This is a genomic window from Sphingobium mellinum (genome assembly GCF_037860795.1).
Classification (GTDB): Bacteria; Pseudomonadota; Alphaproteobacteria; order Sphingomonadales; family Sphingomonadaceae; genus Sphingobium; species Sphingobium mellinum.
Genome location: NZ_JBANRK010000004.1, coordinates 158,614 through 176,859 on the forward strand (window position 1 = coordinate 158,614; position 18,246 = coordinate 176,859).

General features: G+C 62.2%; 18 protein-coding genes. 5 read left to right on the forward strand and 13 right to left on the reverse strand.

The window, feature by feature from the left end:
* Positions 1–23: 23 nt before the first annotated feature.
* The 4 genes from rplQ to rpsM form a co-directional block, all read right to left on the reverse strand.
* A complete protein-coding gene (rplQ, locus tag AAC640_RS08615; RefSeq protein ID WP_340265708.1) occupies positions 24–449 on the reverse strand; it encodes a 50S ribosomal protein L17 in 426 nt (141 codons plus the stop codon).
* A gap of 181 nt (positions 450–630) precedes the next feature.
* Positions 631–1,695: a DNA-directed RNA polymerase subunit alpha gene (locus AAC640_RS08620; protein ID WP_340265709.1), complete on the reverse strand. Its 1,065-nt coding sequence runs from the start codon at positions 1,693–1,695 to the stop codon at positions 631–633.
* Positions 1,696–1,815: 120 nt separating this feature from the next.
* Entirely contained in the window at positions 1,816–2,205 is a 390-nt protein-coding gene (gene rpsK, locus AAC640_RS08625) for a 30S ribosomal protein S11 (RefSeq protein ID WP_004208752.1), read from the reverse strand.
* Positions 2,206–2,295: 90 nt separating this feature from the next.
* Positions 2,296–2,664, reverse strand: a complete 369-nt coding sequence (gene rpsM, locus AAC640_RS08630; protein WP_340265710.1) for a 30S ribosomal protein S13 — start codon at positions 2,662–2,664, stop codon at positions 2,296–2,298.
* Positions 2,665–2,939: 275 nt separating this feature from the next.
* On the opposite strand from rpsM, the gene AAC640_RS08635 reads away from it, so the two are divergent.
* Entirely contained in the window at positions 2,940–3,467 is a 528-nt protein-coding gene (locus AAC640_RS08635) for a hypothetical protein (RefSeq protein ID WP_340265711.1), read from the forward strand.
* A gap of 513 nt (positions 3,468–3,980) precedes the next feature.
* On the opposite strand, the gene AAC640_RS08640 is transcribed toward AAC640_RS08635, so the two are convergent.
* Entirely contained in the window at positions 3,981–4,244 is a 264-nt protein-coding gene (locus AAC640_RS08640; protein ID WP_340265712.1) for a 3TM-type holin, read from the reverse strand.
* Complete coding sequence (locus tag AAC640_RS08645) at positions 4,241–4,795, reverse strand: glycoside hydrolase family 108 protein (protein WP_340265713.1); 555 nt, start codon at positions 4,793–4,795, stop codon at positions 4,241–4,243. The genes AAC640_RS08640 and AAC640_RS08645 overlap by 4 nt, the downstream gene beginning before the upstream one ends.
* Before the next feature lie 419 nt (positions 4,796–5,214).
* Between AAC640_RS08645 and AAC640_RS08650 the strand changes: the two genes are divergently transcribed.
* Genes AAC640_RS08650 through AAC640_RS08660 form a run of 3 tightly spaced genes read left to right on the forward strand, consistent with a single transcriptional unit; the run spans position 5,215 to position 7,164 of the window.
* On the forward strand, positions 5,215–6,429 hold the full coding sequence (locus AAC640_RS08650) for a tyrosine-type recombinase/integrase (protein ID WP_340265714.1): 1,215 nt from the start codon (positions 5,215–5,217) through the stop codon (positions 6,427–6,429).
* A gap of 41 nt (positions 6,430–6,470) precedes the next feature.
* The gene (locus tag AAC640_RS08655) at positions 6,471–6,830 is read left to right on the forward strand and encodes a type II toxin-antitoxin system RelE/ParE family toxin (protein WP_340265715.1); all 360 of its coding nucleotides are present in this window, start codon (positions 6,471–6,473) and stop codon (positions 6,828–6,830) included.
* Positions 6,823–7,164: a helix-turn-helix domain-containing protein gene (locus AAC640_RS08660; protein ID WP_044661285.1), complete on the forward strand. Its 342-nt coding sequence runs from the start codon at positions 6,823–6,825 to the stop codon at positions 7,162–7,164. Before AAC640_RS08655 ends, AAC640_RS08660 begins: the two co-directional genes overlap by 8 nt.
* Positions 7,165–7,264: 100 nt before the next feature.
* On the opposite strand, the gene AAC640_RS08665 is transcribed toward AAC640_RS08660, so the two are convergent.
* From AAC640_RS08665 to AAC640_RS08695, 7 genes are all read right to left on the reverse strand, one after another.
* Entirely contained in the window at positions 7,265–8,179 is a 915-nt protein-coding gene (locus AAC640_RS08665) for an ArdC family protein (RefSeq protein ID WP_340265716.1), read from the reverse strand.
* Positions 8,180–8,421: 242 nt separating this feature from the next.
* Complete coding sequence (locus AAC640_RS08670) at positions 8,422–8,934, reverse strand: sigma-70 family RNA polymerase sigma factor (RefSeq protein WP_340265717.1); 513 nt, start codon at positions 8,932–8,934, stop codon at positions 8,422–8,424.
* Complete coding sequence (locus AAC640_RS08675; protein ID WP_340265718.1) at positions 8,931–9,419, reverse strand: hypothetical protein; 489 nt, start codon at positions 9,417–9,419, stop codon at positions 8,931–8,933. Before AAC640_RS08675 ends, AAC640_RS08670 begins: the two co-directional genes overlap by 4 nt.
* 220 nt (positions 9,420–9,639) lie before the next feature.
* Positions 9,640–10,563: a HEPN domain-containing protein gene (locus tag AAC640_RS08680; RefSeq protein ID WP_340265719.1), complete on the reverse strand. Its 924-nt coding sequence runs from the start codon at positions 10,561–10,563 to the stop codon at positions 9,640–9,642.
* Positions 10,564–11,305: 742 nt separating this feature from the next.
* Positions 11,306–12,526, reverse strand: a complete 1,221-nt coding sequence (locus AAC640_RS08685) for a 5'-methylthioadenosine/S-adenosylhomocysteine nucleosidase family protein (protein ID WP_056686969.1) — start codon at positions 12,524–12,526, stop codon at positions 11,306–11,308.
* On the reverse strand, positions 12,523–12,996 hold the full coding sequence (locus AAC640_RS08690) for a response regulator transcription factor (protein WP_340265720.1): 474 nt from the start codon (positions 12,994–12,996) through the stop codon (positions 12,523–12,525). The genes AAC640_RS08685 and AAC640_RS08690 overlap by 4 nt, the downstream gene beginning before the upstream one ends.
* The gene (locus AAC640_RS08695; protein ID WP_340265721.1) at positions 12,993–16,361 is read right to left on the reverse strand and encodes an ATP-binding protein; all 3,369 of its coding nucleotides are present in this window, start codon (positions 16,359–16,361) and stop codon (positions 12,993–12,995) included. Before AAC640_RS08695 ends, AAC640_RS08690 begins: the two co-directional genes overlap by 4 nt.
* A 748-nt stretch (positions 16,362–17,109) precedes the next feature.
* On the opposite strand from AAC640_RS08695, the gene AAC640_RS08700 reads away from it, so the two are divergent.
* Positions 17,110–18,222 carry a hypothetical protein gene (locus tag AAC640_RS08700; protein WP_340265722.1) on the forward strand — a complete coding sequence of 371 codons (1,113 nt, stop codon included), beginning with the start codon at positions 17,110–17,112 and terminating at the stop codon, positions 18,220–18,222.
* The last annotated feature ends 24 nt before the right edge of the window (positions 18,223–18,246 follow it).

Consider the following 18,246-nt stretch of genomic DNA (forward strand, 5'->3'; position numbering starts at 1 on the left):
CCTGGCACAGACGGTCCAGCCGATCAGGCCGCTTCCAGCTCGTCCGCGTCGGCGCCCTGGACCGGACCTGAATCCTTGCCCTTGGCATCGACGTCGCGGTCGACCAGTTCGATGATCGCGATCGGAGCCGCGTCCGACGCGCGGATGCCGGCCTTGATCACACGGGTGTAGCCGCCGTTGCGACCGGCATAACGATCGGCCAGCACGTCGAACAGCTTGGCGAGCTGCGCGTCGTCCTGCAGGCGCGAATGGGCCAGGCGACGGTTCGACAGGCCACCCTTCTTGGCGAGGGTGATCAGCTTTTCCACGTAGGGACGCAGTTCCTTGGCCTTGGGCGTGGTGGTGAGGATCTGCTCGTGCTTGATGAGCGATGCTGCGAGGTTGCGGAGCAGCGAGTTGCGATGCCCGGCGCTGCGCTGCAGCTTGCGATGACCGACCTTGTGACGCATGTTCGTTTCCTTCGTTCGTTAAGGGCCCGTGTAAGGTAGCCCAGACCAGGCGGTGTTTAGGGCCACCGCCCCATAGCCCGTGCCCTGAAAGAGGGCGAAGTTCACACCGTTAAAGAGCACGCAAATCCGCGCCCTTTCAGCGTCCGCCGCCCCTCCGGCCGAAACCGGAAGGGCAGGGGGATCAGCCCAGCAGCTCCTGTTCGAGCTTCTTGGCCATTTCCTCGATATTTTCCGGCGGCCAGCCGGGGATGTCCATGCCCAGGCGCAGGCCCATGGACGACAGCACTTCCTTGATTTCGTTCAGCGACTTGCGGCCGAAATTGGGGGTGCGCAGCATCTCGGCCTCGGTCTTCTGGACCAGGTCGCCGATATAGATGATGTTGTCGTTCTTGAGGCAGTTCGCCGAACGGACCGACAGTTCCAGCTCGTCCACCTTCTTGAGAAGATAGCGGTTGATCTGGTTGGTGTCGCTCTCGCCGTCGGCAGCCGAGGTGCCGGCGGTGGCGCCCGTGGCGGGTGCCGCGACGGGCAGCGCGTCCTCGAAGTGGACGAACAGCTGCAACTGGTCCTGCAGGATGCGCGCGGCATAGGCGACCGCGTCTTCCGGCGTGACGGTGCCGTCAGTCTCGACGGTCAGCGACAGCTTGTCATAGTCCAGTTCCTGGCCCACGCGGGTGTTGTCGACCTTGTAGGCGACCTGGCGCACCGGCGAGTAGAGCGCGTCGATCGGGATCAGGCCGATCGGGGCGTCGGCCGGACGGTTGGCGACGGCGGGGACATAGCCCTTACCGATGTCAGCGGTCAGTTCCATGTTCAGCGTCGCGCCCTGGTCAAGGTGGCAGATCACCAGATCGGGGTTCATCACTTCGATGTCGCCCACGGTCATGATGTCGCCGGCCTTCACTTCGGCTGGGCCGGTGGCGGCGAGCTGGAGACGGCGGGGACCGTCGCCTTCCATCTTGAGCGCGACCTGCTTGATGTTGAGGACGATGTCCGTGACATCCTCGCGCACGCCGGCGAGAGACGAGAATTCGTGGAGGACGTTCTCGATCTTGATCGAGGTGACCGCCGCGCCCTGAAGCGAGGAGAGAAGAACGCGGCGCAGTGCGTTGCCGAGCGTCAGGCCGAAACCGCGCTCCAGCGGCTCGGCGACGAAGGTCGCCTTGCGTCTGCCGTCGCCCGCCACCTTGATCTCAAGGCCGTTGGGCTTCTTCAATTCCTGCCAGTTCTTCATGTTGACAGTCATGTATTTCCCCTGGGGATGAGGCCGAAACGCTGATAGCCCTGTTCCCAACAGGACGTTCCGGCCGATGCAGATGGGTAAACGGGCGACGCGTCCGTCGCCCGCACGTCACTGGCGGCCGGTTTAGACGCGGCGGCGCTTGGACGGACGCACGCCGTTGTGCGGGATCGGCGTCACGTCGCGGATCGAGGTGATGTGGAAGCCCACGGCCTGCAGCGCGCGAAGGGCCGATTCGCGGCCCGAACCGGGGCCCTTCACTTCGACTTCGAGGGTGCGCACGCCATGTTCGGCAGCCTTGCGGCCAGCGTCTTCAGCGCAGACCTGCGCCGCGTACGGCGTCGATTTGCGGCTGCCCTTGAAGCCCATCATGCCGGCCGAGGACCAGCTGATCGCGTTGCCCTGGGCGTCGGTGATGGTCACCATGGTGTTGTTGAAGCTGGCGTTGACGTGCGCGACGCCGGCCGAGATGTTCTTGCGTTCGCGGCGCTTGATGCGCTGGGGTTCGCGTGCCATTTTGCTCTATCCTACTGAAACTTGTGATGCTGGAGGCGTCTTCCTTCGAGGAGAGCTGCCTCCGGCGGCGTAATCCGTCCCCCGGACGAATTACTTCTTCTTGCCAGCGATCGGCTTTGCCTTGCCCTTGCGGGTGCGCGCATTGGTGTGCGTGCGCTGGCCACGAACCGGCAGGCCCTTGCGGTGACGCAGGCCGCGATAGCAGGCGAGGTCCATCAGGCGCTTGATGTTCATCGCCGTTTCGCGACGCAGGTCACCTTCAACGGTGAGGTCGGCGTCGATGGCTTCGCGGATCTGCAGGACTTCGGCGTCCGACAGGTCCTGAACGCGGCGGCTGTGGTCGATGCCCAGCTTGTCGGCAAGATCGGCGGCAGTCTTGCGGCCGATGCCGTGGATGTAGGTGAGCGCGATGATCACGCGCTTGTTGGTCGGGATATTGACACCCGCGATACGTGCCATGGTATTCTTTACTCCTGCTCCACAGGGCGGTTGGCGCCACCCCATCTCAAAGCGTACGGGCCGGGAGCCCTGGCAGGGCATCGGCCGATTCGATCAGCCCCTCGACGCAAAAAAGACGGCCAGTGCCATGCACTGCCGCTCACCAGCGTGTCGGGATGGCTGTGCCCCTAGCGATTCGGCCGAAAACTGTCAAGGAGCCGCGGGCCCCCCGTTCCGCCGCCCGGCTCCCCCCTTTTCGGTTGAAGCTGCCCCCCCGCGTCGGGCATGGAGGCGGGATGCGACTTCATCCTGCCCTTGCCGCGCTTGCGCCGTTACTGCTGCCATCCTGCGTCGGCGCGCCTGAACAGCCGCGGTCGCCCGCGCCGGTTTCCGCCCGCCCGCCTGTGCCTGCGCCGACGCCCCCGCCGCCACCCGCTCCGGCGGGGTGGCAGGATAGGACGGCGACGCCGGGCAACTGGACCTACCGCGCCGAAGGAAACGGCTCAATCGCGACCTTCGCCGGTCCAGCGGGCGGACCGATGCTGACGGTGCGCTGCGATCCGTCCGCGGGTCGCGTGAGCTTCGCCCGCGCCGGCGCGGCGCAGGGCGCGATGACGGTACGCACCACCTACGGCGCCGTCAGCTGGCCGATGGCGGTGGACGGTGCGGGACGCCTGGTCGCGTCCAGGGCGGTCGCCGATGGGGTGCTCGACCAGATCGCCTACAGTCGGGGACATTTCGCGGTGGAGGTGGCGGGCCTGGAAACGCTCATCCTTCCGGCCTGGGCCGAGGTCGCGCGGGTGATCGAGGACTGCCGTCGCTGACCGCCATTATCTGTCCGCTCGCCATATCTTGTGGCGGATCAGAGTCTCACGCCCCAGATGCGGGCCAGGTACGGGTGCGCAGCGGACGAACAAGTATGATTCGAAAAAAGATTTTTACAAGTCTTGATCGTTCGACCTGTCTGATTCACAGTCCCTCTCGTGGTCCTCTCTCGGACAGGTTCCTGGACAGGGTCGCGCGGGGCTCAAACTAGCGAAAGGAGGTGATCCGATGTCTCATGGTTCAGCAATGGGGTCGGTCAAGTCCATTCGGGAAACGCGCCGCTGAGCGACGCCTGACGTCGATTTCGGGACAATTGGGCATGGTGTGGCGCTCCGGCGCGACGCGGGCCCTCGTCTTCCCGAAATAGCGCGAAAAACGTTTCCTTTTGGGCGGCACTTCCGGCCGCTGACCATGTCAATGATGGGCCGTCGGGATCTATCTGCCCGACGGCCCCTCTCATTTTTGGCGATGTCGTTATCCCGTTCGGGGTGGGTCGGAGCGGTCGAGCGTCCTTATCGCTCCACGCCCCTGACCTTCCCCCAGGTCCGTGCCGCCGTGTAGCCAAGATAGCCCGTTCCGAACAAGGCATAGAGCGGTTCGGGCAGCGCCTCGAAATAGGCGCGCATCGACCGGATGATCGCCGCCGCCATGTCGGGCCACACGCCGCCGATCAGGCCGAGCGGCACCGACCAGAGCAACAGCGCATACATCACCAGCAGAAAAGCCGACCGCGCCCTGGGTGCCAAAAGATCGCGCCCGCTTCGCGTCGTCGTCATGGCTGCCCTCCCTGGCCGATCCGGTTGGCGAGCCAGCCATAGAGAAAGGCTTCGTTGGCTGGCCGCCGTTCGGCCAGCGCCAGATAGCGTTCGCCCTGCAACGCCTCTATCGCGCGGAGCAGCACCGTTTCGCCCGATTTTCCACGCAGCGCCAGGAAAGCCGAGAGCGCGTTGAGCGTCTTGGCGCCGATCTGCCGATCGACCTTGATGTCGGCATAGTCCCGCTGGTTGCGATTGAGGGCGTTGAGCGCGCGCTGGAGAAAGCCGGTCGCAATGGACGGGCCCATGTTGACGGCGGTGTCGAACAGTTCCGCCGCGATCGCCGGCGCGATGTCTCCTATAAAGGCATATCCCGGCTGTTCCCAATATAGCCGGCGGTAGATCGCCTCGGCGGTGGAGCGGGGCAGGCCGCGCATTTCCCCGGGATAGCCATGGGCGCGGGCGACCGCCTGGGTGATGCCGAAGCGGGTCGGGCCGCCGCGATCCGCGGGGTGATGGATGAAATCGCCTTCGCGCGCGATCAATTCGTCGATCAAGCCGGAAATGTCCATGAAACGCCTTCCTTGTCCAGTGAAGGCGGACCACTTATCCCATTTGGTTCGCTGTAGGACAGCAAAAACCGCCCTGAATGGCGATGTGTCAAAGGAAAGATGGGGAAAATCAGTCACGGGCCGTCGGCGGTGCCGGGCCTTGGACCATTTGGTCGGGACGAGAGGATTCGAACCTCCGACCCCCACACCCCCAGCCCGCCTTTTTGATGGTTCCTAATGCTCCGAAATTAAACGATAAACCTTGAAAAATGGGGTCTTTTCTGCCAGTCTGCTGACATCTCTGGTGGTGCAGATTGTCCCGTTATGTTCCGCTCTGTTGCAGCAAGTTGCACCACCAGTGCACCACCAGAACGATGCGATTCGGGATCAAATTTTTGGCAGACGAGGCCGGAATAATGCGAACTGCTTTGACACAATCCATGGTCGATAAGTTTCCCATATCGGTTAAAGTCAAAGATTATAGGGATGCCCGGCTTAAAGGCTTGATCCTGCGCATAACGCCCGCCGGGGTGAAGTCTTTCTATTGCGAATATGCGCGGGGCAAGCGGGTGTGGCTGGGCAGGGCCGATGCGGTGGGTTTGTCCGAGGCCCGGGAGAGCGCCCGGGTCATTCTTTCCGAAGTCTATCGCGGCATTGATCCCATCGAAGCGCGCAAGCCCAAGCGGGAGGTGCCGACCTTCCGCGCCTTCCTCGATGGCGACTATGGGCTTTGGGCCAAGGCAAATCAAAAAGCGCATAAGCAAAACCTCAACCGGCTTGCGACTGCGTTCAAGGTCCTGCTGGACAAGCGCCTCGATGCAATCACCGCTCTGGATGTCGAACGCTGGCGTGGAGGCGAGGTGGAACGCGGGTTGAGCCTCGAAACCATTAACCGGGATATTTCCTCAATCAAGGCCGCGTTCAACCGCGCGGTGGAATGGGAATTGCTTGGGACCAATCCACTCGCCAAGGTCAAGAAATCGCGCACCGACAATTGCCCCAAAGTTCGCTATCTCTCCTACGACGAAGAGGGCCGCTTGCGAGCGGCCCTCGATGCTCGCGAAGAGCGCCGCTGCGCCGAGCGCGATTCGGCTAACCGTTGGCGGAGCGAACGCGGGTATGAATTGTTGCCGAGCCTGCGGCAGTTGGCCTTTACCGACCATGTGAAGCCGCTGATTCTGCTCTCGATCAACACGGGCTGCCGTCGCGGCGAACTTTTCGATCTCACCTGGGCTAATGTCGATCTCGACCGGCGTATTCTGACCGTGACGGGTGCGACCGCGAAATCGCGGCGAACGCGCCATATTCCGCTCAATCGCGAGGCCATGTTCGTTTTGCAGGGCTGGCGCGCGCAAGTGGAAAGCACCGACGGGCTGGTTTTTGTCAACGACGCGGGCCAGCGGTTTGATCGCGTCAATTTCTCGTGGCGACATTTGCTCAAGGATGCGGGCATCACCGCCTTCCGCTGGCACGACATGCGCCACCATTTCGCCTCGCGGCTGGTAATGGGCGGGGTCGATCTCAACACCGTGCGCGAACTGCTTGGGCATAGCGATTATGCGATGACGCTGCGCTATGCCCATCTCGCGCCCGAACATAAGCTGAAAGCCGTGGAAGTGCTGGTCAGCACCTCGCCATTTGCAGCGGCAGCATGATCCTGCACGCGGATTGACCTTGTTGGCAGATTTGACTACACATGGCGAAATCACGTAACACGCTCCGCACTGTCTCTTGGATCAAGGCGGCGCGAAGAGATTTTGAGGCGTTCCCTGCGCGTGCCATGGATCGGGCATTGGATGCCCTGACCGTGGTCGCCGATGGCGGAACGCCGGACATTGCCAAGCCGCTTACTGGTCTGGGTGCCGGTGTGTGGGAATTGGCGATCAAAGAGCGCGGCGACGCCTTTAGGGTCGTCTATGCGCTGCAAATGGGCGATGACATTTGGGTGGTTCATGCCTTCCAGAAGAAATCGACCAAGGGAATTGCGACGCCGCGCCACGAGATTGATCTCGTGCGCGAGCGGATCAAGCGGCTGAAGGAGATGCTCAATGGCTGACCATGATGACGATTTCGAACTGGTTCGCGGTTCGGGCAATGTCTTTGCCGACTTCGATCAGCCCGATGCCAGCATTCGCCAGTTTCGTGCGATCCTTGCCGCTGAAATCGTCAAAACGCTCGATGCCGAGCGGCTGACGGTTCGGGATGCCGAAGCGCGCACCGGTATATCGGCCGCCGATTTTTCGCGTATCCGCCAGGTCAAACTGGAGCGATTCACCATCGACCGGCTGTTACGGATTCTCGACCGGCTCAACCGGGACGTTCGGGTGAAGATTTCCGTCGCGCCGCGTGCGGGTGGAAAGCGGGCTTCGATATCAACGCTTGCTGCCTGAAACCAATTAGCCGCGATCGAAGGGAGCGGCCGCGCATAGGGTCGATGGGTGGGAAAAGCGAAGGGGCCGCCCCTTCTTGGGGCGGCCTCATCAAAATAATCTACGCCGCTTTCTCGATCGCTTCTGTGGCCGCCAGTTGGTGCAGATAGGCAACGGCGCGTTCGGCATGGGCGGCGGCTTGCACGACGGCGCGGGTGTCGTTTTGCAGCACCTTGATCCAGCTTGCGATATAGCTGGCATGATCGGGGCGCGGCTCGATACAAAGCCCAAGATCGGCGGCCAGGAAGGCAGCGCCTAGTTCCGCCACTAATTCCTCCCGTGCATACCCTTCATCGCCCCACTTCTCGCGCCCGAATGAGCGATCAAGGCGGCTCTTGTGCCGAGTCCAGTGGACAGTTTCATGCCCCCTAGTGGCGTAATAGCCGTGGACATCATGGAAGGCGGCGAAAGGTGGAAGCTGGATGCGGTCGGCTGATGGGATGTAATAGGCCTTGTCGCCGCCATGGTTCACGGTTGCGGGGATGCTGGCAAAGAATGTCTCGGCGGCTTCGATGCGCTCCATCTCCGGCGCGGGCTCCGGTATGATATGGAACCGTTCGGGCAAGCCGTCGATCTGCGCCACGTTGAACACGGTATAGGTCTTCAGAAAACGGAAGCCCTGTTCCCGATCCTCCCCCCTGGCATCGTCATGCACGGTCTTGGTGCCGTCGCCATAATACACCACGGTCGCACCATGCTCCCCCTTGCGCACCTGCGCGCCCAAGGCTTGCGCCTGCTTGTAGGTCATCCATGACGGGCTGACGAAACCGGATGCCTGCGCCTCGATCCACAAGAGAAGCACGTTGATCCCACGGTAGGGCTGGCCGGTGGCGCGCAAGGGGCGAGCCTGACCGGACTTGGCGATGTCGCCGCCGCTCCACGGTTTCATCCAGGGGCGGGTGCCTTGTTCAAGCTCGGCCAGGATGCGGTCGGTGATACGGCTGTGAGGGTCTTGCTTGCCGGTGTTCTGGGTCATTGCTGTTACTCCCTTCCAATCCGCGCAGCGGGTCATGCCGCGCATGACCCCTGCCGACCCGGCGAGGGGCGGAGAGAGTGGGGGCAAGGTCCGGTGCCGGGGGTGGTGCGGGCGCAGCGCAGCGAGCCACGGCCCCAAAGCGGCACCTTGCAGGGAGAGAGAGGCAGAGCCTCTTTCTCCCTCCAGAACTGTGGCAAGATTGCGCCGCTGGCGGCGCTCAATCGCCAGCCTAGGAAGCCATTCTACAATCGATGCACAGAAGCCGTCCTGCGGCACCGTGCCAGGGCGCGCGTCATATGATATTCGACGCCACCGTAGCCGATGCCGACCTGCTCGGAGATCTCCGCATAGGTCATGCATTTCAGCCGGTGCATCAGGAAGATGCGGCGGGTCTTGCGAGGCATGGCCAACAGTGTCCGCCGATAGACCCTCCGGATGTCTCCCTCCTCGATTCTCCACGTCTGCTCAGGAGGCGCCGGTGCATCCCGACCCTCGTCGATCGGACAGGTGACGATGTGTGCCGACACCCTACGACGCGCACGGCTGATAAGAAGGTTGCGCGCGCATCGGGTGAGATAGGCTGGCGGATTTTCGATATGTTCGACAACGCCCGCAGCGAACAGCTTCACGAAAACTTCCTGCGCGAGATCGGGGGCATCGTCCCCTCCCACCCGCTTTCGGAAGAAACGCAGAACCCGTGCATATTCTGCCCGGTAAAGTGCCTCGAAGGCTGCCGTAGAACGGGAGGGGCTCATTGCCTTGCCTCCCGACGTTCGCGTTCATTCAACGGTGCGTCGCGCGAGGCGCGGTAGAGCGTGATGCCCGCCTCGATGCGATCAAGGATGAAGGTGTCGCGCTCGATCCTGGCGATGCGGATGTCGGCCTTGGCGTAGATATCGATATCGACCGCGCATCGATTGCCCAATTCGCTGTCGATGACAGCGCGCACCTGCTGCCAGCAGCGCTCATCCTTGAAGGCAGGGTGGTTGACGACGATCCAGAATTCAAAATCCGAGAACTGGATCGTATGCCGGTCTTCATACCAGGACCGGCGCGCATAGGGGCCGATCAGGATGATCCGCCTGATTTTCCCCGGCTGGGGTGCCTGGACCTTCTCGGGCTCAAAGCAGGTGCGAATGATACGCGCGATGCGTTCGATCTCGTTCTGTTTGCGCCGGACCAAATGATTGACGCGCGCCATCACGACTTCGCGCGCGTAAACGTCGGTAGGGGGTGTCATTTGCAGCTCGCACACCGGCGGTCCGCGCATTCGGGCGCGGATCGTGCAAGCAGTGTCCACTGTGCGCCGCCATCGCGGCTTCCAGCAACTGCCCGACCGGAGTGGCCGGACCTACATGATGCCTGGCAGGGTTATCCCCGGGATGGCCGCCAGTTCTTCCATCCCGTGCCGCCGAATATGCCAGACAGGAGGAATCCGGGCAAGCTGTCTGGCGAGATCGCTATTTACCAGCGACTGCGCTTTCCAGTTCGGTAATCCGTTCCGAACAGACCTGATGGACGACGCGGCCCAGTTCCTCGACGCGTTCACCGAGCCACGCCAGTTCTTCGGCGCTGATCCGGTAGTGCCGGGAATAGCGGGCCTTGGTGTAGGCTTCCTTCAGCTTCTGGAACATGGCGCGTTCGCGGCGCGTGGTTTCTGGCCAGATTCCGTAGAGGCGGCGATCCAGCCCTTCGGCCAGCGACCGCAGGAAGGCGATGTTGTGGTTGTATGGGGTGTAGTAGGTCAGGGTAAGGAGCAGCCCCTGATAGAGGCTCTCAGTCGCCTGATGGAGCAGGAAAGCAGCTCGTTTCCAATCCCCTTCGGCCATGCAGAAGCGAAATACCTTTTGGAAACCAGCCGCATTCGGCAGCCATTCCTCAAAATATTCTTTTGCTGAGTCGAACGCCTGCTGGGGCGTCTTCGGCTTGGGCGTCGCCAGTTCGCTGCCGTCCGTCTCGTAGAGCGCAATCCCGTCCTTGGCGACTTCCATGAAGAAGACGCGGCCATGGGCAAGGCCGTCGTTCACCTCGTGCAGCGAATGGACGATGAAATTGACCGGCGTGCGCAGCGTCTTCTCGATCGTGTAGGCGCGGATCAGCCGCTCCTCGGCCTTCGCCCAGTAAGCCGCCCGATCGGTCAGCTCCTTCTGACTGACGATAATGAGGATATCGTAGTCGGACTTGTACTGGTTTGCCGACAGCGGCGCATCGACCCAGTCACCCCGCGCATGGCTGCCAAAGAGGACAACCTTCAGGATGCGCGCGCCCTTCCGGGGGCCCGTGGCATTCCCGATCGCGTCGCGAAACTCTTCGAAAATGATCTCGACGATGCGCTCAAGCTCGCGCTGCTTCGCCGCAGGAAGATTGTCGATGTCGGTGCGCATTGGCCGAGATTCTTTCGCCATTCGCCGTTGTTTGGCAAGCGCAATCGCGGTGAGGCGATGGCTTAATGATCAAGCCGTTGGAAACCCATTGTCCACTCATCGGGAAGGCGGAGTAGGAAAGACTGGGGCTGAGACAAACCGGTCGTATATTCCTGCGGGTCTGAACGTCTGGCTAACCGAAGCCGGTCATTCGTAGAGCAGCGCAACGCCTCTCTCGCTTAACCAGGATTACGGACTGACCGGAACGGCTCCTTTTAGGATCACTATCGGGGATAGCAGGCAATATCGCGAGCGAGCCGGCGGGTCAGCTGCTCGGCAGAGCGCGCGCGGCCTTATCGAACGCTTCAAAACCCTGCTACTGGTGCGCGAGGTGCGGGCGCTGCGCCGCTAGGTGACCGGTCCTAATCGGTTGTGCGCGTTACGCAAGCCACGGATCGGACGAGTGAGCGTGTGGTGGAGAAAGAGCGGCGGCAACCATCGGGCACCGCCGCTTCAGTTGAGAACTTTGAGAATCAAAGTCGTTCGGGTCGCCGCTTTCCGCTAGCCCCAGGTGTCTCAGCGGCAATTGTAGGGTATCGCCATTGTGGGTCAGATCCCTGAATGAGGAAGGTGTCGGCTGCTTCGTTAAGCGGGACGCCGACCCTGGCTGCTCTTCGCTGGTTTGCGGCCGGAACTTGCGGAAAAGGACTGAATGGGGAGCCGTTTTCACGATCAGTGGAGCCCACCGGTTTCGCCCAAAACGTCAGCAAAGCGCGTAATCGGTGCACAGGAGCGCCAGATAACGTGCACTCATGAAGGCGGCATAGTCTCGGTGTGCTTCGCCCTTGTCCTCGTCGGCGAAGTCGGAAACCCCTTTAACGATCAGGAATTCGGGTTGCGGCTCGGGCAATTCGTGCGAGGCCATCGCGACCCCGTAGGCCTCCATGTCGATGGCAAGCAGCTTTCGATGCTGCTGTTCCTTGACCTCGGTGACCATCGAGCCGCGCGCCACAACGGCTGCGCCGCTGGCAAACGGCCCGATATGGAGGTTCGGCACGCTTGCGGGCGGCTTGCCCGGAAAGGCTTTCCGCAGCGCGCTCAGCATATCGGTTTCGCCTTCGTGGCGCTCGACTATGCTGCGAACCCGGGTCGAGAGCGCTAGAGGGTAGGGCGCCGGTTCGAATGACGGGGTCTCGTCCTTCATCGCGTGCTTGCCGCTACCGTAATCCCAGGTCGGATTGGCGACAATGAGGTCGCCGAGCGCGGTGCCATCCTTGTTGCCGGCGCAGATTCCGACCATGGCGAGGCATCGTGGGCGAAAAAGCAGCCCAACTTTCGTTGCGAGCGCGGTGGCGGCCGGCATGCCCATCTGGCCCGCGCGCACGGCAATGGCGGTTCCCAGGGTGCCATCACGTCGGCGAAAGGTCCCGCGGTGGTATACGGTAGCATCGCCGTCGCGGTCGACGACTGCCCAGTCCCACGGGAGGGCGAGTACAGCGTCGAGTTCCGGAGTTTTGAGCGCGACAATGAGGGCGAGGTCGCAGCCGGGTTCTGCGCTTGCCTGGCACGATTTAAGGCGCAGCAGATGGCGAACCTTGGCGGAAAGTCGCTCGGCCCATTCCTCGCTGGCCGGGTCGTAGCGCAGCACAGACCATAGTTCGCTTCCGAACCGCGACACGGCGTCTTCGTGGATTTCAGCAAGGGCGGTCAGACCGATGACATGCTTGGGCATCTTGAAGCGGTTGCTGGCGGTAAGCTCTCCGAGCAGGGTAATGCCGCCGTCTTTTACCGGGTCGCCAGAATCCTCGTGCTCGGGCAGGGCGATGTCCAAAATCAACAGGTCGAGCGCGCTATCGCGCAGCATTCGCCGGGCCGCCGACAGCGAGCCGCACTGGAGGATCGTTGAATCGCCGCCGCAGCGGGCAACGATCGCCCGGATCGTCTCGCGCTTGGAGACATCATCGTCGACGATTCCGATAATCATGTTTTCAGGGCTCCCCGCAGCGCCAACCGGATGCTCGTTTCGAGTTCGTCAGCCCAGGCGTTCAGACTGGCGTGATAGTAGACCATCCCCTGGTAGGTTCTCGGGAAGGCCTGGATGAGATGGGCAGCGAGTTCGTCGCGGTCCTTGCTTTCGCCGAGGTCGCCGAAGGTCTCGAACTGGGTGACGACGATCACGGCCGGTGCGAGGCCAAACCGGTCGGCCTGGCGCAGGAATTCTTCCCCGCCAAAGGCTTCCATACCCCCGCTCGACCCACCGTCGGCTGCAGGATCGTAGTTGGGCAGGGTCATGTCCAGCACCACGAGATCGGGTTGCCATTGCCGCAAGACCCGCACGCCGCCGATTAGCGATTCCGCGGTTCGAACCTCGAAGGCTGGAAACCTCTGCGCCACCAGCTGGAGAAGCTGTTCCTTCTTGTTGAGGTCGTCTTCGACGATCAGCAGCTTGATCATGCTTGTCCTCCCGCCAATTCCGCAACCAGGATCTTGCGCAGACTGAACTCCACGGCAAAGATCTTGCTTTCCTCGTCAAGCGTGAAACTCAAGGTACCACCACCCGCGCCGTAGCCAATGACCTTTGCCAGCTTGGGCAGCCCCGTGCCGCCTTCGCCGCGGACCAGGTGCCGGAAGGAGCCATCCGCGATGATGGCGCGGGCGCGCTCGACCCGGGCGAGGTCTTCGGGCCGGATCGCCGCGACCGAATTTTCGACCCGGAAGTAGATCTGGTCTTCTCCGTCCCATGCGGCGATCTTGATAACGGGGTCGGTCGGGGTTCCCGAATATTTCACGATGTTCTCAAAAATATTAAAGAAAATGTCGGAAAATAGCCGCAAGACACCGGGAAAGCTCGGCAGTTCAGCGATATCGAGTTCGACCTTGGGCTGGAAGTCGGGATAGAACCCCTTGACCACTTCGAGCGACACGTGGACGAGTTCCTCGACGGTGAGGATCAGCGATCCCTGGGTGGTGGGCGGACTGAGCCACTGCGCGATCGATGCGACGCCTTGCAGCGCGGCGCCCTTGGCCCGGATCAGGGCATCCCTGAGCGGGCCGGCGCCATCGGGGGCGACGCTGCGGACGGCGTCGTCGAGTCGGTCGAAGAGGGTGGACATCCGTTCGGTTACGGCCTCGATCCCGCGGTCGATCTCCTCCTTGCTCGAGGCGACCACGGTCCAGAAATACTCTTCCGAGCGCACGAAGAAGTCGTCGAAGGACTGGCCAGGTGCGATGTCGGTGATCATCAGGGTGATGAGAGTGCTCGATGGAATGGTCGAGATCATTCCCTTGGGTTTGTCCTCGCTTCGAATCTGGATAAACTCGTTGGTCAATTCTGCAATCAGGCCGTCGTACCCCGCCGAGAATGCCTTGAGGGCATCGTCAAGCCATTCGAGTTCTGCAAAGCCGAGTTCACCGGCAAGATGCTCGATCCAATAGTCGTTATCCGTGTAGGCTCCTGCCGAATTCTTGCGGGTGATCAGGTGTTCGCGTTCAATCGGGCCGCGCAGGTGGCCCGACAAGGTGCCGTGCCGGATCCGCAGGCTGAGATAGGCGTCGAGCCCGTGCTCGGGGCTCAGCGCGAATTCCTTCAGCACCGTCCGGCACAGCCTTGCGAAGAGAGCGGCAGCCTCGTTGTCGGGAATTTCCAGCGCCTTCTGCGCCACGGAACCGGCCTCGAGTGCGGCGTAAACCGACTTGTGGAACGCTTCGTCTAGTGTGAAGATGCCCTGCTCGAGCAAGTCCATGTAACGTTCGTAGTCTTCCTTGACGACGCGTTCGGCCCAGCGCCTAAGATTGTCGATATCGAGCGCCAGCTTGCTTCCCTGGAGCGCCTGGAGCCCTTGCCGGATGTGGCGCGAGCGGACGAGTTCGCGCGCTTCCTCTTCGTACCGGTCGGCTTGGCGCGGATCGGCGTCGATCAGCCACAGGCAAAGCCCGATCCGGTCGGTCTCGAGTTCCTGCTGGGTCGTGAACAGGGTCGATGTCCTGAGCGTAGCTGGAACGCACACTTCCCCGAAGAAGTATCGCAGACGGTTGTTTGCATCCTCGGGCTTTCCGGTGCCGGCCAAGCCCAACGGGGTAGTTGCACCAACCGTGAGGACAAAGTCCTCGGCGGCATAGGTGCGCGCCGGGGCGAACTCTGCACCGTGCATCCGCGCCGTGAAATCGAGAAATATCGGCACATCGATGTTCGAACGTGGAATCTCTTCGTATTCGATCTTTCGTGCGAGCGCGGCGAGCGGCAGCCAATGCGCGAGGCTTGCATCAGCCAGCATGCGGTCGACGCAGAACGCGATTGCTGCTTCGACGCCCGCAGACCGTTCGAGCCCGCGAAGGCGGCACTGCAGCGAAAGTTCGCTCGGGGCGCCCGAATGCTCGTCGAGCTCGTCGGCGAGGATGCTGAGACGAGATGCTGGAGCATCGGATAGCTCGAGCATTGCGCTCAATTCGAGAGAGGCCCGCGGTGACAGGCGCGCCGCGAGCATGGCTGGAGCCAGATTGCCGGCAAGGGATCGGTGCCAGTCCCAACTCAGCGGCGCGGCACTGCCGGTCTGCGCAACGAGGCGAGTATACCGGACATGGTCGAGCCAGGCGAGGCTTTCGGGTTCGACTTCGCCAGTAAGACAGAAAAGCCACCGCGCGCGGGTGGGGTCAACCGCGGAAAACGGATTGCCGGGTCCGCAGTGCTCGGAGATCCAGTTACCCATGGGCAGATGATCGAACATCGCGCCGAGCTTGGCTAGTTCGGCTCGGCCGGCTTCGTCACCCCCGGCACTGGCGATCTCGGTGAGGGCATGGCGGATACGCTGCGAGAGGGTACCGCGGGCATCAGGCTCGAGGCACGGCAGGGCGCGGGCAAAGAGGTCGCCGATGCCTGCGGGAGGCGCTGCAGGCTCTGGTTCGATGCCCAGTCCGAAATCGCGCCATGCTGTTGGCGCGCACTTAAGGGTCAGCGCGGCCGTGTCGGGGTCATGAAGCGTGAGAAGTTTTCGAAGCCGCGGATCGTCGATATGCTCGGCGAGCCGCGAACAACTTCTGGCGAATATGCCTGCCGTTGGCCGGTCCTCGGCGATGGCGGTGCCCGCACAGGCGAGCACCGCGTTGTAAAGATCGATCGCTGCGCCCTGGTGGGATGCCGATATTAGTTGGGCTTCATCGCCGGCGGGCGGAAGCCGGCGCAGGACCTGGAATGCAATGTGGGTGCGCAATTCCTGGTTGATGTCCCAGACGGCCATGCGCCGTTCGAAATCGCGCGCGAAGTTCTTCCAGGATGAGCTCTCTTCGGCCCGCACGCTCCACCAATAGGCGAAGAACTGGACGTTCTGCGCGACGCCGCTCGAGCGAAGACGAGCGAGCTCGTCCTTCTGCGCCTCAAGCCCTCCGTGGAGTTGGAGGACCGCGAGCCGTGTGGCGATCGAGGTAAGCGACAGGCCGACGGCCTCGTCCATCGCGTCCAGTGCCGCGAGTGCCTGATCACCTTGCCCCGCAATCAGATGATCCGAAATCTCGCGCTGCAGGCGAAGCCCGGTCAGGACCTGCGGGGCAAAGGTAACCAGGCTTTCAACCGCCCACTGGAGTTCGACGCCGAGTTCGAGCGAGGGCAAAATGGGCTGGCTGTGGAGTACAGGCGGCGAGTGCGGACGCAAGGCCGAGACCGCGCCCGCAACCCGCAGATTGCGCACCGTCCAGGGAATGATCGATCGTTCGCCCGTCGCCGAGAGAATACGGGCAAGCAGCAGAGCTTGGGGGCCACGCCCGGCCCCGCGCACCTGGTTGAGGCGCTGCGCACGCGGCTTCCTGCGAGTGGTCTTGCGCGGCAACGGACAGCCCCCTGGTCCACAATTACATGGGCAACCCCTAGTTGAAGAGCGACCCGCTGATCGGCGAATATAGCCTGATCAAGGTTTTGATTTGGCTATCTCAGGCAATAAATCAAGATGTAGACCTCGAATCTCGAAGTCGATCTTTCTTTACAACCCTCATCCAAACGCTAGCCAGCAGCGAGTTTCACGCAAAGCCAGATCAAGCTTGTTTTGCCTTCGTTAAGGCAGAGTGCTTGCGCGGAATGAGAGGCAGCGCAGGCGCATTGAAGCTCACTTTACTCCAAGCCGATCGGGAGCTTGCGTCGACTTCTCTGTCGCTTTCAAATCCCTGAATGTAGAGCCGCTTGAGACGAGCTAATCCGAAGCAAGGAATGACGGCTATGTCGGCGACCTCCACCAAAGCGCTCAGTGACCTCGGAATGACCAGTGTCGGCGTAAGCTGCCCCTCTTGGAACCCCACGGGGACGACCGACTCTGGTCGGTTTCCGCTGGTGCGACCGGATGGAAATTGCCACCAACAAAGCGGACATTCACTGATCCGAACGGTTTTCCAATACTGGTCGTTCGTTCATCGCATTTCCCGAGAGTTCGTCCTGAGATAAGCTCGGCTCGCTCTACAGCTCCCACAGTCTTGTATCGCGGTGCGTTGCCGTTTGCCTGATTCTGTTCTATCTTCGTTCCATGCGGTTAAACGTGATCAGCTCTGGAGCGGTCGATAAGATCTGGCGTGGGTTAGGGGCGGTGCATGCATAAGGGCGGGATAGCTGACAAAGTCGGCAATCGGTACGAAGCGCGCTGGCTGACGCATCAACTGTTTGGGCTTCTCGACGGTACCGTCCAGTCGATTACGATCGAGGCCCTGGGCGACGACGAACAGGGGTTCGAGTTCTCGCTGGTGCGGGCTGGCCGCGCCGAATGGCACCAATGCAAGCGGCAGACCGCCGCCGGGACCTGGTCGATTGCCGCGCTCGATGGCGCGGGCGTGTTGTCCGCGTTCCGCGCCAAGACGAGTTCCACCGGTACGCGATGCCTGTTCGTGTCAAGCGATCCGTCGCCGCAACTGAAACTGCTGCAGGACAAGCTTCCGGCAACGCACAGCCTCGAAGCCTTTGAGGCGAGCCTGTCGAAGATAGAGACGCAGCATTGGGGCGTGCTGAAGGAGCGACTCGGTGGCGACGCGGCCGAGGCATTTCGCTTTCTTGGGAGTTCCGAGTTCCGCACGCTGTCGGAGCACGACTTGGCCGAGAATCTGCGCGCACGGATTGCCTATTGGTTCAAGGGCGATACCGACACGATCGCCTCACGTTTTCGCGGCTGGCTCGAGGAAGAGCAAAACTTCAACCGGCCGATCGGTTATGGTGATGTCGTCGGCTTTGCCTGCGGTGCACGTATCGAAGCCAAGCAATACGAACTCGATCGCGCGCTTCCCGGGCGTATTCGCGACGCGACGACCTCCTATGTCGGCTCATATCCGGCGCTCGGTGCGGGGGTGTACCGGATCGAGCGGCCAGCCGTCGGCGAAGTGCTCGCCGGCCTGCAAGCGGGCGCGGGTGTCGTGCTGGTCGCGGGTGCCGCGGGCATGGGCAAGTCCGCGGTCATCGCCGATGTGATCGATCGCTTGCGCGGCGACTGCACGTTGCATCTCGCATTTCGCGTCGACCAGGCTGGAGCAATCGCCACGCTCGACGAGCTTGGCGCGCAGACCGTCGGCACCGCCGATAATCCCGTGGTGATCCTCGATCAACTCGCCGCTGGCAAGCGCGCGGTGCTGATCGTCGATCAAGCCGACGCGGTCAGCGAAGTGTGTAAGCGTGGCCTGAGGACCGCGGTTCAGGCGGCTTCGGCGATCGATCGCTGATCTGGCCGCCAGTTCCACGGCATG